The 26,738-nt window shown below is 31.2% G+C and carries 23 protein-coding genes and 5 pseudogenes; 12 read left to right on the top strand and 16 right to left on the bottom strand.

Annotation, left to right across the window (positions count from 1 at the left end; translation table 11 throughout):
- Positions 1 to 806 precede the first annotated feature (806 nt).
- From IGJ53_RS15040 to IGJ53_RS15005, 8 genes and pseudogenes are all read right to left on the bottom strand, one after another.
- Positions 807 to 1,203 (bottom strand): annotated as a pseudogene (locus IGJ53_RS15040) (hypothetical protein).
- A gap of 151 nt (positions 1,204 to 1,354) precedes the next feature.
- Positions 1,355 to 1,704: pseudogene (locus IGJ53_RS15035) on the bottom strand (hypothetical protein).
- Positions 1,697 to 2,632 (bottom strand): annotated as a pseudogene (locus tag IGJ53_RS15030) (DinB/UmuC family translesion DNA polymerase); the annotation flags it as partial. The pseudogenes IGJ53_RS15035 and IGJ53_RS15030, both read right to left, overlap by 8 nt.
- Positions 2,633 to 2,682: 50 nt before the next feature.
- Positions 2,683 to 3,921 (bottom strand): reverse transcriptase domain-containing protein, encoded by a 1,239-nt coding sequence (locus IGJ53_RS15025; RefSeq protein ID WP_438750656.1) that lies wholly within the window; start codon positions 3,919 to 3,921, stop codon positions 2,683 to 2,685.
- An 11-nt stretch (positions 3,922 to 3,932) separates the two neighbouring features.
- Positions 3,933 to 4,448, bottom strand: a complete 516-nt coding sequence (locus IGJ53_RS15020; protein ID WP_438750654.1) for a helix-turn-helix domain-containing protein — start codon at positions 4,446 to 4,448, stop codon at positions 3,933 to 3,935.
- Positions 4,449 to 4,643: 195 nt separating this feature from the next.
- Entirely contained in the window at positions 4,644 to 5,204 is a 561-nt protein-coding gene (locus IGJ53_RS15015) for an SLATT domain-containing protein (RefSeq protein ID WP_201065521.1), read from the bottom strand.
- An 18-nt stretch (positions 5,205 to 5,222) separates the two neighbouring features.
- Positions 5,223 to 6,041, bottom strand: coding sequence for an SMODS domain-containing nucleotidyltransferase (locus IGJ53_RS15010; protein ID WP_259742343.1), 819 nt, complete (start codon positions 6,039 to 6,041; stop codon positions 5,223 to 5,225).
- A gap of 417 nt (positions 6,042 to 6,458) precedes the next feature.
- Entirely contained in the window at positions 6,459 to 6,704 is a 246-nt protein-coding gene (locus tag IGJ53_RS15005) for a hypothetical protein (RefSeq protein WP_201065494.1), read from the bottom strand.
- 286 nt (positions 6,705 to 6,990) lie between these two features.
- Here IGJ53_RS15005 and IGJ53_RS15000 point away from each other — a divergent pair, with 286 nt between their 5' ends.
- Together IGJ53_RS15000 and IGJ53_RS14995 are read left to right on the top strand one after the other, a co-directional pair.
- Entirely contained in the window at positions 6,991 to 8,520 is a 1,530-nt protein-coding gene (locus IGJ53_RS15000; RefSeq protein ID WP_438750588.1) for a helix-turn-helix domain-containing protein, read from the top strand.
- A gap of 582 nt (positions 8,521 to 9,102) precedes the next feature.
- Positions 9,103 to 9,515: pseudogene (locus IGJ53_RS14995) on the top strand (DUF4231 domain-containing protein).
- Between the two features lie 91 nt (positions 9,516 to 9,606).
- Here IGJ53_RS14995 and bsh read toward each other — a convergent pair.
- The 4 genes and pseudogenes from bsh to IGJ53_RS14975 all read right to left on the bottom strand — a co-directional run bounded on the left by bsh (position 9,607) and on the right by IGJ53_RS14975 (position 12,420).
- Positions 9,607 to 10,581 (bottom strand): choloylglycine hydrolase, encoded by a 975-nt coding sequence (gene bsh / locus IGJ53_RS14990; RefSeq protein WP_201065496.1) that lies wholly within the window; start codon positions 10,579 to 10,581, stop codon positions 9,607 to 9,609.
- 282 nt (positions 10,582 to 10,863) lie between these two features.
- Positions 10,864 to 11,115 carry a hypothetical protein gene (locus IGJ53_RS14985; protein WP_259742347.1) on the bottom strand — a complete coding sequence of 84 codons (252 nt, stop codon included), beginning with the start codon at positions 11,113 to 11,115 and terminating at the stop codon, positions 10,864 to 10,866.
- A 424-nt stretch (positions 11,116 to 11,539) separates the two neighbouring features.
- Positions 11,540 to 11,705, bottom strand: a pseudogene (locus IGJ53_RS14980) (recombinase family protein); the annotation flags it as partial.
- 388 nt (positions 11,706 to 12,093) lie between these two features.
- Positions 12,094 to 12,420, bottom strand: a complete 327-nt coding sequence (locus IGJ53_RS14975; protein WP_259742346.1) for a hypothetical protein — start codon at positions 12,418 to 12,420, stop codon at positions 12,094 to 12,096.
- A gap of 840 nt (positions 12,421 to 13,260) precedes the next feature.
- Here IGJ53_RS14975 and IGJ53_RS14970 point away from each other — a divergent pair.
- Positions 13,261 to 13,605: a hypothetical protein gene (locus IGJ53_RS14970; RefSeq protein ID WP_259742345.1), complete on the top strand. Its 345-nt coding sequence runs from the start codon at positions 13,261 to 13,263 to the stop codon at positions 13,603 to 13,605.
- 200 nt (positions 13,606 to 13,805) lie between these two features.
- Here IGJ53_RS14970 and IGJ53_RS14965 read toward each other — a convergent pair whose 3' ends face one another.
- Complete coding sequence (locus IGJ53_RS14965) at positions 13,806 to 14,387, bottom strand: recombinase family protein (protein WP_438750650.1); 582 nt, start codon at positions 14,385 to 14,387, stop codon at positions 13,806 to 13,808.
- Between the two features lie 239 nt (positions 14,388 to 14,626).
- Here IGJ53_RS14965 and mazE point away from each other — a divergent pair, with 239 nt between their 5' ends.
- From mazE to IGJ53_RS14920, 9 genes are all read left to right on the top strand, one after another.
- Positions 14,627 to 14,857, top strand: a complete 231-nt coding sequence (gene mazE / locus IGJ53_RS14960; RefSeq protein ID WP_201064949.1) for a type II toxin-antitoxin system PemI/MazE family antitoxin — start codon at positions 14,627 to 14,629, stop codon at positions 14,855 to 14,857.
- Entirely contained in the window at positions 14,857 to 15,198 is a 342-nt protein-coding gene (locus IGJ53_RS14955; RefSeq protein WP_201064947.1) for a type II toxin-antitoxin system PemK/MazF family toxin, read from the top strand. Before mazE ends, IGJ53_RS14955 begins: the two co-directional genes overlap by 1 nt.
- 530 nt (positions 15,199 to 15,728) lie before the next feature.
- The gene (locus tag IGJ53_RS14950; protein WP_201064945.1) at positions 15,729 to 16,400 is read left to right on the top strand and encodes a hypothetical protein; all 672 of its coding nucleotides are present in this window, start codon (positions 15,729 to 15,731) and stop codon (positions 16,398 to 16,400) included.
- Between the two features lie 76 nt (positions 16,401 to 16,476).
- Positions 16,477 to 17,499 (top strand): DUF916 and DUF3324 domain-containing protein, encoded by a 1,023-nt coding sequence (locus IGJ53_RS14945; RefSeq protein WP_259742170.1) that lies wholly within the window; start codon positions 16,477 to 16,479, stop codon positions 17,497 to 17,499.
- On the top strand, positions 17,499 to 17,912 hold the full coding sequence (locus IGJ53_RS14940; protein ID WP_201064943.1) for an LPXTG cell wall anchor domain-containing protein: 414 nt from the start codon (positions 17,499 to 17,501) through the stop codon (positions 17,910 to 17,912). The genes IGJ53_RS14945 and IGJ53_RS14940 overlap by 1 nt, the downstream gene beginning before the upstream one ends.
- Entirely contained in the window at positions 17,912 to 18,112 is a 201-nt protein-coding gene (locus IGJ53_RS14935; RefSeq protein WP_201064941.1) for a hypothetical protein, read from the top strand. Before IGJ53_RS14940 ends, IGJ53_RS14935 begins: the two co-directional genes overlap by 1 nt.
- A gap of 18 nt (positions 18,113 to 18,130) precedes the next feature.
- Entirely contained in the window at positions 18,131 to 21,001 is a 2,871-nt protein-coding gene (locus IGJ53_RS14930; RefSeq protein ID WP_438750646.1) for a BspA family leucine-rich repeat surface protein, read from the top strand.
- A gap of 65 nt (positions 21,002 to 21,066) precedes the next feature.
- Positions 21,067 to 21,462, top strand: coding sequence for a hypothetical protein (locus IGJ53_RS14925; protein WP_201064937.1), 396 nt, complete (start codon positions 21,067 to 21,069; stop codon positions 21,460 to 21,462).
- A gap of 74 nt (positions 21,463 to 21,536) precedes the next feature.
- Positions 21,537 to 22,979, top strand: coding sequence for a helix-turn-helix domain-containing protein (locus tag IGJ53_RS14920; protein WP_259742172.1), 1,443 nt, complete (start codon positions 21,537 to 21,539; stop codon positions 22,977 to 22,979).
- Between the two features lie 130 nt (positions 22,980 to 23,109).
- Here IGJ53_RS14920 and IGJ53_RS14915 read toward each other — a convergent pair whose 3' ends face one another.
- The 3 genes from IGJ53_RS14915 to IGJ53_RS14905 form a co-directional block, all read right to left on the bottom strand.
- Positions 23,110 to 23,469: a type II toxin-antitoxin system PemK/MazF family toxin gene (locus IGJ53_RS14915; RefSeq protein WP_259742173.1), complete on the bottom strand. Its 360-nt coding sequence runs from the start codon at positions 23,467 to 23,469 to the stop codon at positions 23,110 to 23,112.
- A gap of 189 nt (positions 23,470 to 23,658) precedes the next feature.
- A complete protein-coding gene (locus IGJ53_RS14910) occupies positions 23,659 to 24,531 on the bottom strand; it encodes an ROK family protein (RefSeq protein ID WP_438750643.1) in 873 nt (290 codons plus the stop codon).
- A gap of 200 nt (positions 24,532 to 24,731) precedes the next feature.
- Entirely contained in the window at positions 24,732 to 26,675 is a 1,944-nt protein-coding gene (locus IGJ53_RS14905; protein ID WP_259742175.1) for a sucrose-specific PTS transporter subunit IIBC, read from the bottom strand.
- Positions 26,676 to 26,738: the final 63 nt, after the last annotated feature.

Below are 26,738 nucleotides of genomic sequence, written 5' to 3'. Positions count from 1 at the left end.
TGGTAATGATAATTCATCTATTAATTGTATTTTTTAGTAAATATGGTATAATTGTTTTAACGAAAAGGTAATTTCATGATACACCAAAAACCACTAGCTGGCGGGCTAGTGGTTTTCTTTTACGTTCTATTCAGATTAACGGGTAGGCTTACTGTCTTTTTTGGCAATAATTTTGCAATCAAGCCATTTACAGATGTAATGCGCGGATACTTCTGCTAAGATTGCAAAAAACATATCGAAAAGGTAATTCATAATACAACCTCCTCCCCTTGCCAGAATAGGCCGGGGTAGCAGACAGCATAAATATTATACCATAACTGAAAATTTCATTTTAGTACATTTCAATATATTGATGAACCAGCACAATAAAACATGCCATGACTAACAGAAAAAATCTTATTAAACCAGATATAACTTGTAAACATCCAAGTATATAGAAAACGTAAATTTTCTATATACTTGGATGTTTAAGAGAATTACCCCCTTCCTAGAAGATACAATATAGAAAAGTTACAGGATAAATAGTCATATCCTTTCTCCTCTAGTAGCTGCTCAAAAGTTAGTCCTAAATAACTTCTTTTTTGTTGCTAGTAAAATCTAATAACAATTTATCAATACTAAAATATCTTTAAATATCTAATAAATACTGATTTTAAAGCTCATAATTATTATGAAACACGATATAACAATATTGTTATATCGTGCTATTGTAATATTATACATTTGAAGACAGCATATTCTTGTTCTAATAACAGGAGTTTTCCATAAATATCAGTCATATTAAGACTATAAGCAAGACTCAAAATTTATTGGTATGTTCCTCTGTATAGAGTTTGACCGTCTACCATTATATAGCAATTATTATCATTATTGTCTTGCACCAGTACACCGTTAAGGGTAGCACTAGGAGTAGTAACAATCACTGGAAATTCATGAGAAATCTCGGTCATTTTTCCTGTTCTGCTAGGATCGTGTTCTATTGTCAAACTATTTGCTATAAACACTTGTAGAGGATTCTACGGCTTCTCGAGTGACCACGCTGGTGCTGCTAGCTTCATCTAGTTTCCTTTGGTATTGTTCGTTACTGATTGCTAAGCTTTCCCGTTGGTCATCAAGCTTATTCATTTCTGTAATAGTATAAAATAATCCTCCTGCTAGTGCTATATTAGCAACTAAACTAACCGCAAGTATTACCTTTTTCATTCTTTCTTCTCTTCTTTCTCTTTTATAATTCCTTACTATTGGCTCAAAAAGTCACTTATTAAGTTTATACCAACCGAAGCTTTTTAAAAAGTCAAATATTTATTTCTCACTGCACATGTTATATACCTTAGCTCAAATTACTGGATTATGTTCATTCTAAATGACTCCATTTTTGTTCCTGGTAAAATTCAATATGCGTATTTCGTCGTAGTGAACTTTGTTTTTTCCAACATAGATCCCCAGCTCAACACTACCTAATATCTTGCCGATGATATCGTCTGGATAGTATCCCTCAGCATTTCGTTCTTCTTTTTGGATACAGACAGATCTATTTTTTATTAGCGCCGTCTTCAATATTTTTGAAATATCTTCAGTCACCATTTGTTCTTTTGCTAAGTTTTGATTGGCTCGCTGTTCATTGTCCGCATCAATTTCTTCCGTGTGATCTGATAAATAGAACCCTGCCCATTTCAAACGTCCTCGATCGTTGTAATCAATCATTATTAAGCTCTCCATTTCCGCCAGCATGTCCACCAACAAGTGTGCTTCTAGTAATGCTTCTAGCGCCTTCTAACATCGAAGAAGCATGTACAATCGACGTAAAACCATATTTTTGCCGAACCTTGTCAATAATTTTATCTAAATTTTCTTCGTCAATTTGCTTTTGTGGATCACTAAATAAATCCAGCTGAAGCGAATCGGTGTACACAAGCTTGCTATAGGTTATTCCAACGTGCCTTACTTCTTGTCCTTCATAATACTTATCAAACAAGAAAAGACAATAATTCTGCAATTCCTTTGTATTGTCTGTGATAGGGATTTTCATCTGGTGTGAGAACCCTGGTCTCGTTTCTAAGATCGATGTACCAATGTTTAAATGGACACATCCTGTTTTACAGTTATGCTGCCTAATACGAATGGCTACTTGTTCTGCCATTTCTTTTACGACCAGTTCGATTTCATTTCTCCTGGTATAGTCTCGTAGCAAAACTTGTGAATTACCATAGGATTTCTCTTTGGTTGGTTCTGGTGGGATCGCTATATCTGTTCGATCGATCCCGTTAGCATGGAAGTACAGCTGTAAGCCAATCACACCTAACCGGTTCTTAATAGTGTATGGATTCCAATTAGCTAAGTCTTTAATACTCATGATACCCATTTGGTTGAGTCTTTTTTTCATTCGAGAGCCAATGCCCCAAAAGTCCGTCATTTCAGGAATATTCCATACTTTTTCAGGAACGTTTTCGTACGTCCATTCCGCAACAAATCCTTCATTATGCTTTGCTTCATTGTCTAAGGCTAGTTTAGCCAAAAATACCGATAGGTAAGCCTTTGAACTAATCTCCAGCTTTTCCCCCGGCCCACACCGTACGTGAGACTTTCGCCTCATACGGCGCTCCATCAGTTTAGTAAATTTCATCATTTTCCTTCAATCCTCTGTGTAGTTTTTACATAATTATCTTTACTGTATACAATTATCTAATTAAGGAATATTTTTTCGTTTCCTGCCATCTCTCGTAACTTGTTTAATTTCTCAAGTTGTTCACTATTAGGGTTAACTACATTCATGTATTTTCTAATTGTCTCTTCCTTTATCACGTGGATCAAACGATGAGGGAGAGAACCTAATAGTATGAGATTATTGTAAGAATCATCGTTAGTAAGATGATATGGTATTTTATGGTGACAATGCATATCATGTATCTCTAGTTCTTGACCCATAATTCCGCACAAACCTTTTTGAGCTATAAATAATGAGATTCTGTTATCATTTAGTTCAGTTGTTCCTCTAACACCTTTGATTGGTAGATTACGAAGGATACCTAATTTAAATTTTGACACACTACTTTGTTTAGAATGCATTTCTTTCCTACCAGCTTCTGTGTATTTACAAATGCTTCTTTTCTTAAACAATGCATTCTTAGTTTTTATTAACCCGATGGGTAGTAATGGTTGTCTCTGTAAATATCGCATCATTGGCGAGCGAGCATAGGGAATAATTCCTTTATCCGTCCCCATGTATTTCCCATTTTTGGTTAATCCATTCCCACTCAATCTATTTTTCATCAAAAGAAGACATCTGTAATGAACTTTTTTTAAGTCAATGGATACACACGTTGCTATTCTGTAGTATTGGTGAATTCCAATGACTTTGCTGTTGTATCTTCTAATTTCCTCAATTGTTTTTTGGCTGTTAGGGTTTCTTTGAATTTTCTTAATCTGTTCCTTTAATTGATACTCTATAGCTTTCAACGCCTTAGGAGAGATATGCGAGCGCATAATATTCCTGTTTTTACTCTGCATCTTTTTTATTGTAAAACCTAGAAATTCACTATCTTGTTTTTTGAGATTAGTAACCTTCGATTTTTCTTCTGAGATAGGGAGTTTCAACCGTGTGGCTAACCATTTTCTTGTTGCGTAAAATACTTTCCACGCTGTTCTTCGGTTTACGCAGAACAACTTGAAGTCATCTGCATAACGAACCAAATAGAATTCTTTCAGTTTTGTTGAACTTCTTAGTTTTCTATAGTGGTGTCCCTTATCCTCTGATCCATTTTGGTTGTAAACCCTTTTGATTTCTTCACAGTACCGATTCTCCCATTGATTTGTTGCCCACCAATCGAACTCATTTAGATTGATATTGGCTAGTAGGGGACTCAGAATTCCCCCTTGAGGGGTACCTTTCTTTGGGTATAGAATTTGTCCATCTGTAAGCATAATTGGCGCCTTTAACATTCTACGAATAATAACAAGTAATTGTTTATCCTGTATACCAAGTGACCCAATTGCCTTATTAGTTTGCTGTGATTTACTTCATCAAAGAACCCTTTAATATCCACATCCACCACATAATTCATGTGGCTTATGTTAATTCTTTGGGCACAATCGTCTATCGCATGTATTGATAGTCCAAATTTCTGCTTTGCTAGATCAATATATTTGAGTACGACTTGATATAAGTTTAAAAATTCTAAATTATTTAATATCCATTGCTTAAGTATCTCTTTTCCTTCTTCAATAACAAAAAAACGTTGTATGGGTTCTTTTCTACCTGTTAAAGTTTCCATACCCTTTCTAGTTATTACTAAAGTTTTTCCAAATAATCTGATTTCCCCTCCAGATATTTTGTTAGGATATTTTTTCTTCATTTGTCTTACATATCCTGAATCATATCCCCATCTTAAACTAGCTTCAGTCGCAGTCATTAAATCGTTGTCATGTAAATCATATTTCTTTTCTGACATATTAATCAACTTTTATACACTGTATAGATTATAAATAATTATATGCTTTATAGTGTATAAAAAAATTAGTGTTAATTTTGAGTGTACCCTAAATAGACACTAGTCAATCATTGAAAAATCTAGTTGTCATTTTTCTTTTTAAATGGCGAATATTTTATTTAATAAATGGCAAAAAATCACCTTAGAAAAAAGAGTTCAGTAGTTAGAACCCTTTTTTCTAAGGTGATCTGGTAACATTTTATCTAATTCTTCTTCTGAAAAAAATTGCTCTTCTTCAGATTTTAGTGCTTTTAGTGCTAATTTATAACTTGTACTATCTGTTTTTGGAGCATTTATATAGATTTCATGGGTTTCGTTCATTAATTTATCTCTTTCATTTGTGATATCATTAATGCTCAAACGATTTAAATCTGTTAGTAAACTTATATATTTTTCTCTAATTAACCATAATTTATCAGCAATAATTTGATGATTTTTAGCTTCTTCAGCAAGATTAAAATTTTTAAAGTATAAATTCAATCCAAGAGAAATTGTAGAACATAGACCAGCAATAATTGTTGAAATATTATTAGTAGTAATGATAGTCCCAAAAAATCCTCCAGTAGTGACAGCTGATAATCCTATCTGAACACATTTTAAACGTTTATTTTTAGAAATGATTCTATCTGCTTGTTTTAAATGAGTCGTATAAGTATAAGTTACTCGACCATAAGCTTCACGTAGTTGAATTTCTAAACACTTTTTTTCTTCTTCCATATTATCTCCCACTACACTTTATAAAGCTATTTTTTTTAAAACTTTTTCAAGGCATACAATACTATTTTCTGTATCAACAAATTGATTACTTCCAGGAGAATATAAATTTAAAAAGCCAAACATATTATGTAAATTAAAGTAATTTAATAAAGTTTTTTCGTATTCTCCTGAATTTACAACTTGCCCATTATTATTGTCTACATATTTCCAGCTCCCTATAGCTTCATAAACAAAACTATCAATGACTATTCCTGAAAGGTGATAGCTTTTAAATTCTGTATCTCTTACATTACGAAAACGATTACAAGTATCGTGTAACAAATTATTACTTTGGATATTTTTTAGTTTCATAGCTTCTTGCTCTTTTTTAGGATTAGTAGCCTTCCAGTTTCCACCCATATTTGAATCTGGATAGATAAATCCTTTTGAATTTCCAAAATAATCTTTTTCATTAAATGCTGGCACTATTTCAAACTTAATTCCATCATGAAAATTTATTTTAACAATTTGTCCATCAGCTCTAATATCACTACTTGGTAATATCTCTAGAATTGTTTTTCGTATAACTTGTAATAATCTAGATGGTCCATTTGACGAATAACTCTTAAATCTATCCAATTCTGACATTGGTAATTCAACTAATATATCTATATCACTAGTGCTTATTGCAGTTCCTCTTCCATAAGATCCTACATATAAGCTATGAGCAGAATCGCTTTCAGAATTCCAAAATGCTCTATTTATTGCTTTAGTAATTCTATGATATCTTGTAGCTATTAGTTGACGTTTATATAGTGGGATAGAATAAAAATTAGATTTTTGAATTAATAATCCCATGTTTATCATCTTCCTTTTAAATGTATTCTTATATTCTATAATATCGTAAAATTAGTATTTCAATCAATCATTATAAGTAGTGTCCAGAAAATCAGTGTTTTCTCTTCTTTTTTCATTACTTTATCCTTTCTATGCAGTATATTTTTAATAACTGTTAAAGGAATTTCTTTTTGAAAATATATTACCCTATTTCTATACTAACTCATACAATGGATAAAGGAATTATAGAAGATCCCCATCAAGTTTCTACAAATGGCAGTTCAAATAATTGTTTGTATTGCCATTTGGCTTTTTAAAAATTACGTCAAAAAATTTCTGCTCATAATAGAACAGAAGTCTGAGAAAATATTGAAAAGGGTTAGGAATAACGATATATCATTATCACTAAAATAAAGAAAAGAAACATTTCAAAAATACTTACATATCATCAAAAAATTTTTCGATTTTTTCCATTTCTTTTTCGTCATATTTATCATATTTATCTACTTCATGCAGCAAACGTTTGATTTCATGAATAGCTTTTTTCTCTTCAATCCATTTTTTAAACTCATGTTTTTTATCTTCATCAATATTGTCAATTTTTGTTAATTCTTCATCTAATTTTTCAATCGTTTTTACAATTTTTTCGACAACTTTCTCTTCTTTTTTATCAATGTTTGCCATAAAAAACACTCCTTTTTTATTTATTACAGATAAATCATAAGAAAAATAAACAAAGAAAGCAATCGATAACAAAAAATTACTTTTTATTAAATAAATCTATAAAATATAGAAATCACAATTTTTTCAAAAAATCAGCCACTATCTTTTCAATTCTCTACTGCTCATTTGTAGCATATATCCTCTCTTCAAAACTCGCCAAGGAAAGAATCTCTTATATTTCCTTTTCTCTATCGAAATTGGTATGGTTGATATGTGGGGGAACTTTTATATAAAAGGGGAGTTTCTAATGATTGAACAATATATAGAGAAGGATATTTTACGGCAAATAAAATTTGTAGAATATTTGTTAGATAATGATAAGCTTCGAGTATCTGATTTAGCGAAACATTTTTCAGTCTCCAATCAAACAATCTTTAATGATATGGAAAATATCAATGTGACATTGGAAGGAAAAATGCAACTAGTTAATTATCATGGGTATGTGTCGTATTTCAAATTAGAAAAAGAGAAAAGCAATTATGATTTATTGCGAAGAATGTATAGTGAATCTAAATTTTTACGTATTTGTGCACGATATAGTTTGAACCAAACTAATTATACAGAATTAGAATACCATGAATTTCTTTCCGTATCGACTATATTCAAGTTGAAAAAAAGAGTAGAAAAGCTTTTGGATGAAATGTCTGTTATCCAAGATAAAGAAACCAAGACAGTTCATGAACTGAATTTTCGTTACTTTGTTTTGGCAGTGTGGATGCGTTGTGATTTATTAGATGAGTATGTTGATCCAAACTTATGGAATCAGTGTCAAGATTTGGTAGATCTATTTCAAAAAGAATTGGCCAATGAATTTATGGAAGTCGATCATGATTTATTGATGAAAGGTATCTATTTATCGATCGTAAGGATGGCAGCTGGTTATAAACTTCATGTAGAATCACTCTTTTTAACAGCGAAAAAACATCCTTATTTCCAACCAGTTTGGGAGTTATTCCAAAAAGCCTTTCCTAAGAAAGAAATTCCAATAGAGGAAGGGGTATTTTTGACTCTATTATTGGCTTTGATGCCATTAAATACCTGTAAATATCAAATCAGTCAACTTTTTTATACAAAAGAACAAGAATGGATTCGTACAGTATTACCAGAAATAGAACAGCTGATTTTATTATTTGAACAAAAATTTAAGTTACCTTTGAAGGGAAAATTTGAATTTGAATATGCAGTATCCAGCTTTAGTTTGTCCTTAATTTGGAATGCGCAATCATTTTTACTGAAAAAGCACGTGTATTTAACACGCGAACAACAATTACTCAAAACACGATTACGTCAGGTGATCTTGGAATGGCAAAAACACTACTATCCTCAAGCGTTTCCTTTAATGGAACGTCCTTTGGATCTCTTTTGTCTACAAGTTTGTCCGACGTTAATGGAAAAGCCAAAACACAAGCAGCTGATTCTCGTAATAGCTCATGATGAAGCCACGCATATTCTTTATCGAGAAAATTTGATGCGTCATATTTATGAAGAAGAATTTGAAGTCGATGATACGATGTATTATACGTTGGAATCGATTCCTAACTATTTAAGAAATTCAATTATTCTTTGTGATCGAAATGTTGTGAAAGATTACGTAGAAATACCTAAATTGAAGTACGTGTATTTTTTATCGAACAATCATGTAAATCAAGAGTTGAAAATGATTACGGATCAATTCAAGCAACAGCTTTCTGAAAAAAATTCCCCTATTGCATCAACAATAGAGGAACATTTTGCTATAAACTCTAGCCAGCCGAATAATTACGTGAGAAAAAAATAATGTTTTGATAAATAGATAATATCATATCAATGGTATTTCTAGATAGAGAGCTTATTTTATATTTTTTGTTTTTTTAAATAGAAAGAGAAGGACTATTCTTCCATTTATATGAGTAATATTGTGAATAATATTGGACATTTTTCTATCTAAATGAACATTTACAAGTATTCAATATCAGAAAACATAATAAAAATAACACTTTTTTTATTTATATCTCCCGTCAAAAATATTGTTTTATTTATAAGCTTTTGATATTCTTAATTTACTCCAAATTTCAAGCAAGCATAGTTTGTTATATTTAGTAGGAAGTACACTATCTCCCAAAAACTGCTCTGTTTAGAGCAGTTTTTTCTTAGTTATCAAAAGAACAGTTAAATTAATTTTATACAAACAAAAGATTTAATTCTCAAATAGTAGATGGTATTTCTTATGGGACCAAAGTAAATAAGTAGGGATTTATGAGTACGCACATTTAGAAAACAATAATCAAAAACTAGTATTAGATGCTTTATATGTTATGTAGAATATTTACAAGTTAACTAATTATTCTGATTTTAATTAAATAAAGTAGGAGAGAAATCTATGAACCAAGAAGAATTTATTAAATCCATTGATCTTACAATCAATAAGCTAAAAAAAGACATTCGATTGTATAATAGGATTATAGGTACGGGAAACATTATAAAGATAATATTATCTGCTAGTATTCCAATATTAATTCATGGAGCTTCTGAATATAAGTCTTTTCTACTAGTTGTATCAATAGCTTCAGCAATTATTACGATTATTCAAAGTGGAATGTCTGCTTTTGACTATCAAAAAAAGTTCAAACTGCAACACAAATTTTAATAAAAATAGAGAATGAAAAGTTACTTTATACAACAAAAACTGCTCCTTACGATAAAACTGAAGAAGAAAATTTTCATTTGGTTGTTTTAACGCTTCAAACGAAGTTGAATGATATTATCTCTGATTTTAATCAAGTAAATAATTAATATTTTTTATGAGGATGGAGAATCAATTATGATTCTTCATCCTCATAAATTATAAAACTATTATTAAATACATCTAGTCACAACACACTAACTAATTCATATATTTAATTTGTTGTTCCTCTACTATTGGATAACTAATTAGTTGTTGACTATTTAAATCTTCTTTATTCATATCCACTGCAGTAATTTGACTATCTTCATATGTTCGGTAATAATAGATTCCTTTGTCGACATTGCAACAAGAAGAGTAAATCGTATATTCATATTTTCCTTCACCAACATCACATAGCCCTTTTTGTTGTTCTACTGAACCTAATATATGGAAGAATTGACTAATACTTTCAGACTCAGAATTACCAGATACTGAGTTGAGTTTAGTAAAAGTTGCTTTAACAAAACGAGAAACTGAAGATAGATCTCCAGGCAAACCTATTCCTCCCATCCCACGACTATAGGCATTCAAATTGATTTGATCTGAAAAACTATTTTTAGGAGTTTCACTCGATAATACACGATAGTTGTTTAAATTAAATAATTGATAGTCAAATGAAGGATTATTTGTAAGAACACCTACTGGATTATCATATATATGGATCCCGTCTTTCATACTTTCAATGACAATCGATTTTTCCTTATCAGCTAATAACCAATGTAGAGGTGATAACGGAAGTTCATCACTATAATTAATATTGGCTAAATTAATACTTTCTAATAATTTTTTAGCTTCTTCTACAGTTGCACATTGTCCTAGAATCCAAGGAATAAACTCAAATGGTGATACATTATCTTTTCCTTCTTGAATCTCTTTATAATCTGCATATCCAGAAAAATTTAGCCCAGCTATACTTAATCCTTTTTCATTTGTCGCATCATAGTACAACGGATAGTCAGCTATCCCAGCGGCAATACCAATCATAGCGTAGTGAGTATCCAAATCATTTACCTTGCGAAAATTTAGCTTATAATTTCTTGGAGTAATAGTAACAACTTCATTGTAGGATATTTCATAGTCAAAATTTCTTCCAAAATAATGATCCCTTGTTACATAAGTAATAGACGTACACATCAAACATTCCTCCTACAGATTCGTTTATTCACATTTGTTTGTAAGTTATTTTACAAATTCATTGTAGCATAAAAAGAAGTTTATTTAGATTACTTAACTGAAAAATATTGTATAATGAGTAACCAATTCGGGTATTTCCTTGTTTCCCTCTGTTTTTATAATGATAGTTGAGATTGTACAAATAAAAAGTCTTCTGTCCATAGTAGAACAGAAGACTCTAAGATGTTAAAAAAATGACAGAAGATTTTGACAATCAAAAAATATAAAGAATGAACGTATCTATTATTTCAATTCAAACTCTTCTTCTATTTTTTCCATTTCTTTTTCATCATATTTATCGTATTTCCCTATTTCGTGTAATAAACGTTTCATTTCATGAAGTGATTTTTTTTCTTCAAACCATTTTTTCAATTTATGTTTTTTATTTTTTTCTTCGTCAAGAGAATCTATTTTATCCAACTCTATATCTAATTTTTCGATTACTTTAACCATTTCTTCGACTACTTTTTCTTCCTTCTTTTCATAATTAGTCATTAAAATTCCTCCTTGAGTTATTCTAAATTTATTGTAGATAACGTTTAAATAAAAATCAAATAATAGGTACCCATAAACTCACTTGATTATTATAAGGATAGTGCCCCTTATATTCTGGAAAGCAATGCCCTTCTTGTTGTAATACTTTTTTGGATACTATATTTTGAAAACAGAAATAACTTTATACTCATTAGAATACATGATTAAATAATTTTAAAATTACATTTATTTAAAGAAATGGTATTTTGAGTTTATTTTTGTCAATGAACTGATTGAAGTGATCTAAAGAATTCAAAATTTACGAGCTAAACGAACAAAACTTCCCTAAAAGGGTCAGCGTACCAACTGAACAGAAATTCCTACGCAGTTGGTACGCTGACCCTTTTATAATTGAAATCACTCTTTTTGAAATACTTTGCGCCTAGCGTCGTTTAGATTCGATACGCTCTTGATCTGCAATCATGGCCAAAATTTGGATGATTAAATCTTTAATGAATTTATCCAAAAGAGGATTGCTAATTTCTTCCAAGTCGATCAATAGCTTCCACAATAAAAATATCTTGATCTCGGACGAAATCCAAATATTCTTTATTATTCATTTAAATCATATTATATTAAAAATTAATTATATAAATTCAACTAAACCAAACATTTCTGGAATCAAAAAAACATTCATTATAATGCCCTCTAATCTTAGTATGTTTTTGTAAAGTTTCGCTTGTTTCACCTTCGACAAAATTGTTGTTTTGCAATGATTAGGCAGAGCTACATTTTTTTCTTTTTTTAGATAACTTAAATTTTACATATGGAAGAGTAATAAGATAATAAAAATTAGTCCGTATATTCCTTGATAAATAAAATCGCGGTTAATAATATATTCGATAGCTATCCCTAATAAAATAGAAAATAAGCTTAGTAAAATCACACTAAAATATGGATGTTTGATTACAAAATGCTTAACTAATACTATGAGTTTATTCATAATGTTTTATACCTAGTATCCACTACTCTTCCTGCTCCGTCATATCCACGTTGATAGTAAAAGCCAATCCAGCCATTTTTGTTTTTATCCCATAAATTTGCTACAGCTTGCCCTGGTTTAGATCCATATTTTGTCCAGCTAGCACCATTTAATAGACCTTGTAATGCCCATGTTGATATACCACCAAATATCCCTGCAACTGATCCAATACCAGAATATAGAGCAGTATTGATAGCGTTGGTAGCTACTCCTTTAGAAACGGAAACATTTGTATATTGCCATCTGCCCCATCGAGCTACGACAGCTCTCGCTTTGCTTTCCATTTTTGTTACAACAATACCTTCATCTGTTTTTTCATAAAAATTACCTCGAGCATAGAAAATATTTTTTATATATTTAAAATAATCAGAAAATTTAACATTGTCAACAGGAGTATTTTTATAAAAATGTTATTTTAATAGTTGATTGATATAATGACCAGTATACCAAGTAGTGTTTGTATGAAGCAATACAGGCGATGATTTTGTGATTTTATATTGGTTTATCTCCAACACAACAGTGAATACTTGGTTTCTGCTCTGTACTTTTTTCCTTTTTTTGACATTTTGACCGGTCATTTTTTAGGTCTTGTTATTTTACGAAAGATTTGTTATAATTTTGATAGCGCTTTATAAAAGCGTTGCTTTTTCAAGAATAAACTCTCATTATTTTAACTGGCTGCTCGTAAGAGCAGTCTTTTTATATTCACTTTCCCCTTTATCATTGATTTCTAGATCTTTACAAATTATTTTATCCTAATTATATAATGTTGAAAATTTGGTGTTTTCTTGTATGATTAGGATACATTTTATAGCTTTATTAACGAATATTTTTAATGCTTTAGTTCATGAGAAGTTTATTTTGGTTGGTCATACACTCATGTATATGTTAGGAGAAATGCTTTTTTCATAGTTACAAGAATCGCAATAAGTAAACTTACAGTTTCATTTTTTGAATCTAAAGTTGCATTCTGATTTTATGGGATTCAGAAGCAGTATGACATTAGCTCAATGTGTAGATAGTAACGATAATGAACATCTTATACAAATGATATATTAGAAACTATAAAGGCAGACCTATTATTGGTACTAAAGATAGGACATACTAAAAGGAGTTTATATTTAATGAAAAAAAATATAAAAGTTTTAAAAGAGCTTAAACAATTTATTGGTACATTTATTTTACTTTCCTTCATTTGGAGTGCTAGTAGTTTGATTAAAAATCACTATTTATTATTCAATCCTGTTGCTATTATCTATGGACTACAAGCTTATTTTATTTATATAATCGCACGTGATAAAAATAGAACATTTCAACGTATAATAATATGTTTTTTAATTTCTTATTTAGGAATATCGCTATTAGATCTATTAAATATCCAGTCAATAGTAATTAATAACTATTTGTATGTATTATTTCTTATTATAGGAATAGGAACTTATATTTACTTGCAACGAAAAATCAATTAGTCAATTGGTTTGTTGCAAAGCAACAATTTCACCGAAAGTGAAATAGAGAAACTTTACAAAAAGTAGCTAGCATTTGCTAGCCTTTTTTGCATTGTGAAGCGTGGGATAGGGGAGATTTAAGAATGGGCTGAAGCAATTGGTTTAATGATTCACTTTGGATTAGAGTATGATTAATCGTAAAATAAGGAAATGCCCAAGTTTTACTTAGGAGTTTCCTTATTTTTTTCTTCTATTTTATTAAGGTAACGGTAAATCGTTGTTCTAGAAACATGCCAACGTTCTGCAATGGTCTTAATTGGGGTACCGCTATCTACTAAGGTTTTAAGTAATTCAAGATCTTGTTTAACTAGCTTTTCAGGACGACCACCAAATCTTCCTCTTGCTCGTGCGGCAGCGCGTCCAGCCGCCGATCTTTCCAAGATTAAATTACGCTCAAATTCTGCAAAAGCTGCGAAGAGGTGAAACATAAGTTGACCAGTAGAGCTAGATTTATCCATCGTGATATTTTCTTGAAGACTATGAAAACTGACACCTCGTTCATTCAAACGATTCACAATCAAAATCAAATCTTCCATATTCCTTCCTAATCGATCTAAACGCCAAACGACAAGTGTATCTCCAGAACGAACAAAATCGATGGCCATTTCTAATCCTGGTCGATTACTTTTTGCCCCACTCATATGATCGGTAAAAATTTTCTCACAGCCAAATTTATTTAAACTATCTTCTTGTAAATCTAAATTTTGTAATCCGGTAGATACCCGGGCGTATCCTATTTTCAAAAAAATCACTCCTCATTAAAATCTATTGTACCATAACTTTATCAATATAGTTTAATTGAACATAGATTTTGTTATGGGTTTATGAACATGAAATGAATTGATTTCTCGAACAATAAAGCTAAAAAATAAAGTGTCCATAAATGGGTGATTTTATGAACATTGAATGCTTAAATAAATATTTCAAAACTATTGCGTTACTCAATGTTGTATACTATTCTAAAATAAAAGGAGTGATATTTATGCTTGTTACAAAATCTAGATTACAAGGAAGTTCTGTAGTAATTACTCTTCCGTCTGATAATGGCAAAAAACCTTCAGATAACCAAGAATATATCGTGGTATATTCTGATGATGGAACAATTACGTTAGTTCCTAAAATCGATGATCCATTTAGTGGAGGAGAAGAATCTGAATATTATGAAAAAGATGAATGGGAAGATTTAACTTCTGAAGGGAGAGAAATTTTATAGTGTCAGAAGATAAAAATTACATTCCTAAAAAAGGAGATATCGTTTGGCTTGATTTTGATCTTTCAACAGGAAATGAGATTCAGAAGAGAAGAGCAGGGGTCGTTGTTTCTCGTTATGAATTCAATCGTAAAACAATGGTTGCGGTTATTTGTCCAATTACTTCTACTGTAAAAAAATTACCCACTCGATATTCTCTTCCCGAAGATCTGGATACCAAAGGACAAGTTCTGATTTCTCAATTGGAGTCATTGGATTTCAAAGAAAGAAAACTAAAAAAAATTGAGAACTTACCCTTAAAAGATATGGCTAAAATTGATCAAATTATCCAATATATATTTTAAGCCTAGTAATTAATTTACTATGCTCAGACTGTAGACAAAAAGGAGTTGGCAATTAAGCCACTCCTTTTTGTCTACAGTCTGAATAAAGCAACAATTTATCAGTATTTAGCTGTAAATTGTTGTTTTATTTTTTTATATTGTCAAAATATCCATGTGTTTTTTTCCAAAATAAACAAAGATTAATGATTTATAACTATGAATAAACGGAAAAAATATATTTTTAGAATAAAGATTTTTTCTATTGAAAGATTTCGACCTTAGCGTATTTTCTATTTTATGAGAATAAAAGTTTTTGCGTTTGGTTCTAATAGAATAGAAAAGAAATTTTTTATAGATCAATAGAAAGAATTTGATATTTTTTATTAATTCTCTTATTCTGATTCATTGTTTATTTTGGAAAAATATCAGAAAAAGCTTGCCAAAATACAAAGCGTTAAACCTTTTCAAAATGACAGGACTATAGATACACTGAGAACGTAAGGAATAGCTCTTATTATTTTTTACAAAAATAGAGATAAAGGAGAATAACTATGAAAAAGACAATTATTTCATTAGTGTCAATTTCGGTGTTGGCAAGTATTGGTGGAGGAATGGTATTTGCTGCGACAAGTGATACTGAAGGAGAAACCCCCATTGCAGCTAATCTAACTTTACCTGCAGATAAAAATGTCACACCACCAAGTGTACCAACTCCAGGTCCAGGTGAACCGGCTGTAGTTCCACCAACAGTTGTACAACAAAATGGTCGAGGCATTGTTTACTATCCAGGTGCTCAATCTGTATCTGCTACATTACAAGAAAATGGTGCACAAGATATTAAATTACAATCACAAATCCATGTAGGGGTAAAAGATACATTAAGACAAAAAGATGCATGGACATTAACTGCGACATTAAATTGGGGTAGTAATGATTTGAATGGAGTCACAATTAAAGGAAGCAATGCTACTGTTACTGAAAATGATGGTAGTGGGAAACTTTCCCCTATTACCAATGATTTAGTCACAACGCCAAATGCTGATTTAACCATTAGTGATACTCCATCTACCATTATGGAAACAACTGCTGGAAAAATGAAAAATGGTGTATATGATTATCAAGTGAATGATTTCAAAATTAATATTCCAGATGCAAGTACGGTACCAGCAGGTTCCTATACTGGAACGATTGATTGGAACTTATCTATCGTGCCTAATCCTTAAAGCAAATAATCACAGCTCTCTTGTTTCTATATTTTGATAACAAGAGAGCTACATTTTAGAAAAAAGGATGGGGAATATGAAGAAAAAAATAAGCTTCATTTTATTTACGTTACTTTGTTTCAGTAATTGGTTGACTAGTTCAGTACATGCAGAAGAAAATCAATCATCCCAGGGCGGATATAGTATCGAAGGAATTGCAAATGAACATCAAATCAGTTCGGATGTTAGTTACTTTTATCTATATGAAACTCCTGGATCTACAGATCAGTTAAAAGTGAAACTAATAAACCAATCAGATAGTGAAAAAATTTTACAAGTAAAAGTAACGAATGCGAATACTAATTCGAATGGTTTGATCGATTATACTGGAAAACTTCCTGATCATCAAACACTAAAGACTCCCTTAACTTCTCTTTTAAAGCCTAAGGAAGAACATGTAACTGTTCCTGCACATAGTGAAAAGATTGCTACACTTGATTTAGCTATGCCTCCAAAAAAACAATCAGGAATCATCTTGGGAGGGATTGTTGTCTCAGATATTACTGATAATCAAACAGAAGAAAGTCAATTATCTGTAGGAAATACGTATAGCTATACGTTAGGCGTTGTTTTGACGAACGATAAAGAGGGAAAAATAAGTGTAGATAATGGAATTGATATCACATTAGAAAAAGTTGAGGCGAAAAGTGTGTCCGGAAAACGAATCGTTCAAGCTGATATTTTGAATGATAATCCCTATATGCTTGAACAATCAACTGTAGAAGGAAAGATTCTTTCGGAAAAAGGAAATAAGGTTCTAAAAGAACGAAAAGTAGAAAATGTGCGAATGGCTCCATATTCTGTTTATCCATTTCAATTTGATTGGGAAAAAGAGAATCTTGAGGCAGGCACTTATATCTTTAAAGGTAGTGTAAAAACAGCGAATGATACATGGGAATTTACTAAAACATTTACGATCACAGATAAGGAAACAAAAGAAATCAATAAAAAATCTGTATTTAATGTACAAATTCCTTCCTGGCTGATTTGGAGTTTATTCGTTGGATGTATTCTTTCAGTTGTCAGTGCCTTATTTATGGTATTTAAAGGAGGAAAATGATGAAAAAGACAGTATTTATGAGTGTTTTTCTTAGCTTTCTGTTATTTGGTTTAACTGTTTGTACGCATGCAGATACTGTACAACAAGATCAAGCAACCACAGAATTTAATATAGAACTAAAGCGGAAAATTCTCCCCGATGTATTTCCAGAAGAAACACCCCCCAATGAACCAATAAATGGTACTAATACTAGTGGCAATACTAGTTCTAATAGTAGTAGTTCTAATTCTGATAGTCAAAATCGTTGGACTCATTCAAAAGAAAGTGTAACGATTTCTGCATCAACAGATACATTGCCAAAAACAGGTGAACAAGCAAGTTATTGGATCACAGGATTAGGAGTAGGATTATTAGGTTTCCTACTATTTTTTTTCATTTACAAAAACAAGAAAAAAATAGGAGTTGAACGTTAATGTATACTCTTCCTATTTGTCTACTAGTGATTGGACTGTTGCTTCTTATTTTACAAGTTCGTTATTTCTTGATTTTTTATGAAAGAAAAACAACTACTGCTAGTTTATTAAAATATATGAATTATTTAGGACTCGTGAGTTCATTAGGTGTAGCGGTATTGTCTATCGTCTATCTCTTTATTCTGAATAGTCAATTATAAAGGAGATGTAGGAATTTTATGAAAATAAATAAACTGGTTTGTTTATGTTCCACTGTTTTATTAGGAAGTCCAATTCTAACAACTACTACTGTTATAGCAGAAAGTATTGATGAAAATGGATGGAATCAAATGACTCCTCCTGTAGGAGGACAAACTGAACCAAACACTTTACTAGAAAGTAAAGTCAATATTCCAACAGAAGGAACTACTCAAACACTTATGGATCCATTATCTTCAAGTGAAACACCTTCTGCAAAGGAAACAACAGAGGAACTACCAAAAGGAGAAAATCTTGAAACCTCTTCTTCTTCCGTAAGTGAAACAGGTGAAGAAGAAACAAGCACTAGTTCAACAGACAATAAAGAAGAAGCCAACGAATCTAATTCTTCTACAGAAGAGGCTGTCGTTCCTTCTGATTCGGCAGAAACAGTCTCTTCAGAAGAAAAAACAAAAACAGCGACTGCTGCTGAAGCAACCACACTAGGTTGGAAAATTACAGTCTCAGGTACAGATGCAGAAATTGAAGGATACGTAGGTAGTGATGTCGATCGTGTCATTCCTACGTTGGAAGACTTGCAAGCAGCTGATCCAGCCACTTACGGTAGCTGTACACAAGTTGTGATTCGAAACAATATTCTTGGCAATGCAGCGGTTGGTGCAACATCATTAAGCATAAGCACCAATGGATCAAAAGTGAAAATGAAAGATACATCTTTAGCTTCCGCTTTTAGTCACACCGGAGGAATTAAAAGTATAAATTTGAATAATCTAGATACGTCTAACGTTACGGATATGAGCAGAATGTTTTTTGACTGTTCAGGCTTAACCAATGTAGATGTAAGTAACTTGGATACGTCGAATGTCACGAGTATGAGCAATATGTTTTATCTGTGTTCAAGCTTAACAAGTCTAGATGTAAGTAACTTTAATACGTCGAATGTTACGAATATGAGCAGGATGTTTAGTCAGTGTAGCAAATTAACAAGTCTAGATGTAAGTAAGTTTGATACGTCGAATGTTACGGATATGAGCTATATGTTTTCCTGGTGTAAGAACTTAACAAATTTAGATGTAAGCAATTTTAATACTTCAAACGTCACGAATATGAGTTATATGTTTAGTGTTTGTAAAGGATTAACAAGTCTAGATGTAAGTAAGTTTGATACGTCGAATGTTACGGATATGAGCTATATGTTTGGCAATGATATGTATGGGGATGGATTAACTTTAACAAATTTAGACGTAAGTAACTTTGATACATCGAATGTTACGAATATGAGCTATATGTTTGCTAGATTTTCAAGCTTAACAAGTCTAGATGTAAGTAAGTTTGATACGTCGAATGTTACGGATATGACCTGGATGTTTGAAGGTTGTAGCGATTTAACAAATCTAGATGTAAGTAATTTTAATACGTCGAATGTTACGAATATGAGCAATATGTTTTATCTGTGTTCAAGCTTAACAAGTCTAGATGTAAGTGACTTTAATACGTCGAATGTTACAAATATGAACGGTATGTTTGGTAGTTGTCCAGGATTAATAAGCCTAGATGTAAGTAACTTTGATACATCTAAGGTAACAGATATGAGTGAAATGTTTAGTCAGTGTTCAAGCTTAACGAATCTAGATGTAAGTAAGTTTGATACGTCGAATGTTACGGATATGAGCTGGATGTTTAGTCAGTGTTCAAGCTTAACGAATCTAGATGTAAGTAATTTTAATACGTTGAATGTTACGAATATGGTAATTATGTTTAGTGGTTGTAGTGGCTTAACAAGTCTAGATTTAAGTAACTTTAATACGTCGAATGTCACGAGTATGAGCAATATGTTTTATCAGTGTAGCAAATTAACAAGTCTAGATTTAAGTAACTTTAATACGTCGAATGTTACGGATATGAGCTATATGTTTAGTCAGTGTAGCAAATTAACAAGTCTAGATTTAAGTAGCTTTGATATGTCTAATGTTACGAATATGAACGGTATGTTTTATTGGCAATATTATAGTAGTACTACTTATCCACTTTTAATAAAAATAGACAAGTCTAATACCAAGTTACTAAATTATAACTATTCAAGTGATAATCGAGTTCCAGCTGGCCCAAATCTTGATCCTAATGGTGGCTCCTTTTCAGGTGGAACCACACAAACAAAATCTTATTTAGAAAAAGTCGCATTGACCACTGAAGAATATGCAGAAAAAGAAAAATTAGATAATTTTAAGAAGTTTATTCAAGATAACACTCCTACAAAATCAGGAGTCCGATTTGGTGGTTGGCAAGATGCTCAAGGAAACACACCTGATCAAGTGACAAATCCATTGGATCAATTAACAACTACTTATATGGCACAATGGAAACAAGATCCTAATGTCCCGCAAGGAAGTGTGAAACCTTTACCTAATAGTCAAGAATTATTGAGTTTATATTATTTACCTACTCAATTTTCTATACCAACTACACAATTAAATCAAACAGGTGAACAAATTATTCCATTTGATAATGGCAATAATTTCCATGTGGGAATAAAAGATATCCAATCTGGTACTTCTTGGCAATTAAATGCTCAACTAGTTTGGAATACTCCTGGTCTAGAAACTAGTTATATTCAAACAAAGAATACAACTGGCCAAGTGAATGAAAACCAAAATGATGGACAGACCGACGTTAAAGATACGGATTTCCAAATAACTACTGATGTGGTTGGAGAAAAAGACGTGATCATTAGTGAAACGGAAACTACCATCATGAAAAGTGATCAAACGAATTTAAATGGTTTCTATGATTATGCTCTTGGACAAGCAGATTTAGTGATTCCTGATGCGAAAATGATTCAGCCGAATAACTATAAAGGAACTGTAAACTGGAATTTAATCCAAGCACCATAAATCACTATTTATGCGAGAACAAATTTTTGTTCTCGCATATTTAAATAAAGAAAGGAATGACCAGAATGAACTGGATGGATTTAAATGAGTTAGAAATGATGATGATGAGATTAAGAAAAAAGGAATTCAATGATCTTAAAAATAAATATGTCAAAGAAAATATCCAACTTGCTTTAAAGAAAATAAAAAAACTCAAAGAAGAATGTTTAATCACAATACAATTATCAGAAAAAAATATCATGGACAACATGATGATGATTCTAAAAACAGAAGCAGAAATTGTAAGTATTATTGGTTTGGCTACGTATGGAGATTTTAATAAAAACCAAACAATTGATTTTTATTTAGAAAAAGACAAGAACTATATTTACAAAGATTATGTTATTGATATTGATTTTTATGCCAAAGAATATCAATCTGTTTGTTCATTAGCTAATTTTTACGTGAAGTTTGTTGGTTAATTGGGAAACACCTTCAATTATTTTCATTCTATATAAGATCTACCAAAAGGAGTATTTGTGAAAGAGGAGATTAAGTGATTGAAAAATATATTGAAAAAGAAATTATGAGACAAGTAAAACTAGTTGAATATCTTTATGAGTACAAAAAATTATCTATTGTAGACTTAGCTACACGTCTAGATGTCAGTTACAATACGGTGAAACGAGACATTCAAAGTTTAACTATTCATTTAAAAGAATATATTGAACAATTTGAATTTGCAAAAACACATGTTAGTATTTATTTTTATTCCACTTATACAAGATATGACTTAATTTTAAAACTATATGATCATTCGAAAGTTTTAAATGTTTGTTTAAACTATTTAAATGGAGATGATGATTATTTATCGATTGTTAAAAATGAATATGTTTCTCCTTCTAAAGCCTTTCAATTAAAAAAAAGAGTAGAAAACTATTTAACAGCGATTGGCATATGGAACGAACATGGAGAGTGGCTCGAAGATGAATATACTTTTCGTTTAGTTACCTTAACCGTTTTGTCACGAAAAATCCTCACTGATCGTTACTTAGATATAGAAAAATTGAATGTTGCAAAAGAAACTGTAGAAAAGATATTTCTTCACCTGTCGAATATGCATACTAGAAATAAACGGGAACATACTTTTTTATCCTTAGGTGTATATTTGACAGTCACTCGATTTCAAGAACATCCCCTTCCATCCGTGCCAGAAGCTGTTCATTTGAAAGAAAGTTTAGCCTTTCGAGTAATCAAACAACAACTCAAAAGATATTTTAAAGAAATTCATTTAAATGATGATGAAGTTCTTTTTCTAACTATTCTTTATAAAAATATGCCATTAGATACAGACACGTATGTAAATACTGAATTAGATTATCAATATGAACGAAAACATGTGATTGAAAATCATCCAACTATTGAATCGCTTATTTTTAAGTTTGAAGAAGAATTTCATAATCATTTATTCTATCAAATCATGTTCGAACGACCATTTATATTTTTTTGTTATTCCATGTTTCATAATGCACAAAATTTTATTTTATATCGTCACTATTATTTAAATGAACAACAGCTCCACTTACGAGACAGTGTCAAAAAAGTATTATACGAATGGAAACAAGAAGTATGTCCAGAAGCACCATTTATATTTAATGATTTAGCTATTGAATGGTTTGTTTCACAAGTGTCTTTTAGTTTGACTTTAAAAAGAAAACAAAAAAGAGTTTTTTTTATTGTGGCGGAGAATGAAGAATCGCATATTATCTATCGAGAATCGTTAAAATATTGGATTAACTTGGACTATAATATGATTGATTCCCATCTATACTATTCTTTAGATCAGTTATCTTTGTATAGTGATAAAAACCCTCATGTCATTATTTGTGAACGATCTATTTTACCTGTTTCCGAAATAAATCATCCACATTTGTTTCCAATTTCTCGTCGATCCATTCGAGAAGATATTAAGGTCATTATATTAGAAAACTGTTTTTAATGGACGGATCTTTTTCGATGTAATAATTTAAATTTATGATACTATTTTGTATTCATGAACTTGTAAACAAATATCAATCCTAGAAATTATAGAGACAAAAAAGCCCACCCTATGTAGTAGGATGAGCTTTTTATTCTCCCAATAAAGTATCAAAGCTAAAAATCATATTTATTGTTTGTGCTATTTGGCCAAATTCTGACAATGTTGCTTTTTCTATTTTTTTCCAGTGGCGTGCTTTATAGTCTAAAGTTTTTACTTGTAAAGCATTGACATAACCTTTTATCTGATGATTTTCATTTAGTGGAATAAAATGTTCTTTTTTGGTGCTTGTGATTGGGCAAACAGCTACTAATCCAGTAACTAGATTATAGTTATCGGTGCTAACAACTAGAGCTGGTCGTCTTTTTTGAATTTCTCGTCCTGCACTAGGAATATTGCCATTTAAAAAGAAAAGTGACACGTTAGATACTCGAATACTGATTACTGGCATAGTTATCAACTCCCTTTTAAGTTTATCGTAATACAAATGTATGACGAAATCAAAAAAAAATACAATTATAAAAATTGAAGAAAATCACTCAGGTGTTTTTGAGTGATTTTCATGGTGAGTACATATTTATAATCTGTGTCAAATAAATTTAATAATTTTTGCCATTCAAAAAGAAAAGTAACAAATTGTTTAAACAGGAGCTATTTTTTTTGCTAATCCTAAGCAACCTATAACACCAGCTTGATCCCTTAATTTTGGAAAAATAATATATTTTTCTAATTTCGGAAGACCAACATAATTATTCATAATTTTTGTAAATTCACGGTGAATTTTCTTTTGTAAATGTACCTGTTTCATTACACCACCTCCTAAAATAATAATATCTGGGGAAAACATCAATGTAGTATTATAAATGCATTGTGCAACATAAAAAGCTTCGATTTCCCAAAAAGGATGTTCTTCAGGTAAGTCTTGACCTTTAATCCCTATTCTCTTTTCTATAGCAGGACCTGCTGCCATACCTTCTAAACAATTTTGATGATACGGACAGTTACCTTTAAAATAGTCGTTAGGGTGATTACATACAAGCATGTGTCCCATTTCCGGATGACTAAATCCTTCAATAAATTCTCCATTTTGTATCGCACCACCACCTATACCTGTTCCAACTGTATAATAAACAACTGATGAATATCCCTGACCATTTCCAGCTATATATTCTCCATATGCCGCAGCATTTACATCAGTTGTCCAATATAAAGGGATTTTTTCGAAATATCTTTTTAGATAACCAATAAAATCAAAATTTCTCCACGGTATTTTAGGTGTTGAGGTTATATATCCATATGTTTTTGATTCAGGATGGATATCGATAGGGCCAAAAGATCCAACAGCAATACTAGATAATTCTTCTTCATATTTTTTGAAAAAAGAAACCACTTGTGGCATTGTTTCTTTTGGAGTCAAAGTTTCAAAACTCACTCTTTCAATAACATCCAATTGTTTATTACCAACTGCACATACAAACTTTGTTCCGCCTGCTTCAATTGCACCATATAGCATAAGACATTTCTCCTTATATTCTCAATATTCTCAGAGCTTTAAAGAATTCAAAATCCATATCTCATATTTTAATGTTGAATTTCTTTTAGAAACTCGATGTTTGATAGTTAATACATCAAGTAAAGCATTCTTTCAAATAATCAGTTAGTTAATTTATGTTTTAAATATAGAAAGAATCAGTATTATTACTGACTATTCCATTATTTAACTTCAAGTAAATCAGTATTTTCAGTGATTGTTCCTCTAACAAGTGGTATTACTTCTGAGTAATCACTAGTATTTGTTACAATAACCATTGTTGTATTATCAAGTCCTGCTTCTTTAATTAGCGTACTATCAAATGTTCCGAGTATATCTCCTTTTTTAACGTTTTGATTAGCAATAACTTTTTGTGTAAATCCTTTACCTTCCATTGATACTGTATCAATTCCAATATGAATCAGTATTTCAGCGCCTTTATTCGATTTAAGTCCATAGGCATGTCCGGTTTCAAATGTAACTTGAACAGTACCATCTACTGGAGAATAAACAGTGTTACCAGTTGGTTTAATCGCAATACCTTTCCCCATAGTTTCTGAAGAAAATACTGGATCAGTTACTGAGTCAAGATTAATTACTTTGCCAACAAGAGGACTAACAATTGTTTCGGCAGAACGATTTGTCTTTGTAGGCTCACCAGAAGTAACTGCGGTTTGTTTTGTTTTCTCTGAATGAGCAATCAATGTTTGTTCAGTAATAGCTTCTGCTTCAAAAATACTTGAAGCTTTTGTTTTTCCATAAAAGTAAGTAAGTATAAAGGCAATAGCAAAGCTAATTAGTTCACATAATAAGTAAAATGAAACAGAAGTTGCATTAATTGAAAGAAACCCAAGAAAACCTGCTGAACCAAGTGACACTGCAACAACTTTAAGTAAACCTGCTACTGCAGCAGCAACTCCTGAACCAATCAAAGCACAGAAAAATGGGAAACGATATTTTAAATTGACACCAAACAGAGCTGGTTCAGTAATTCCAAGAAGAGCCGATACTCCTGCAGAAGAAGCAAGACTTTTTGTTTTAGATTTTTTAGTTAGGAACCAAATAGCAAATGTTGCAGCACCTTGAGCAACGTTTGCCATAGAAGCAACTACAAATATAAAGTCTCCATGTCCAATGCCATTTGTCCACGCTGAAAGTAACTGTGTTTCAATTGCAGGAAATGATTGATGAAGACCTGTCATAACGATTAGCGAGTATGTTCCACCAAAAATACCCATTCCAATAAATCCGGTTGCATTATATAGCCAAACAATTGCGTCTGTAATTCCATTAGAAAGCAATAACATTATAGGGCCGATAATTGTAAAGGTTAGAAAGCCAGTAATGATTACAGAGAATAAAGGGGTAAATGTAAAGTCAACTGATGAAGGAAGTTTTTTGTGAAAAAATTTTTCCAATACCGATAATAGCCAAACAGCTGCTAATACTGGAATTACTTGATAAGCATAGTTTGTTTGGGAAACATGATAACCAAAAATATTCCAATATTCAGTAGAACCACCAAGATCTGGTGTTGTCATAATCATTCCAATTGCAGCACCAAGAAACTGATTTGCGCCAAAACGTTTAGCTGCTGAAATACCAACTAGAATAGGCAAAAACATAAATGGTGCTGCTGACATTAGTTGAATCATTGAAGAAATCCCTTGAATAGCAGGATACATTTCTTCAATTGATTTTGGTCCAAAAAGTCCAGCAGCCGTTAAAAAGTTTCGTAATGCCATTAATAAACCGCCTGCAACAAGAGCAGGAATAATTGGTACAAAAATATCTGATAGTAGTTTAATTAATGCCATAATAGGATTGAATTTTTTATCTTTACTAGCAATTTGCTTTAAATCATCAGTTGAAATTTCTGAAAGACCAGTTTTTTTGATAAGTTCGTCATAAACGAAATTAACATCACCGGCTCCAATGATAACTTGATATTGCCCATCAATTTTAAATGTACCTTTTACATCTGGATTTTCATCCAATGCTTTTTGGTCAACTTTCGTATCATCTTTTAATACGAGACGAAGTCTTGTTGCGCAGTGTGCAGCTGCAACAAGATTATTTTTTCCAACTGCTTTTATTACGTCGGAAGCTACTTTACTATAATTCATTACAATAACTCCTTTATAATTTTTTCACACTTAAGAAAACGCTTAACTTAATTGCATATAAAT

It is taken from the genome of Enterococcus sp. DIV1283b, assembly GCF_051710965.1.
GTDB classification, from domain to species: domain Bacteria; phylum Bacillota; class Bacilli; order Lactobacillales; family Enterococcaceae; genus Enterococcus_B; species Enterococcus_B lactis.
Note: the sequence above shows the minus strand (reverse complement) of the source record. Positions and strands in the feature narration are given on the sequence as shown.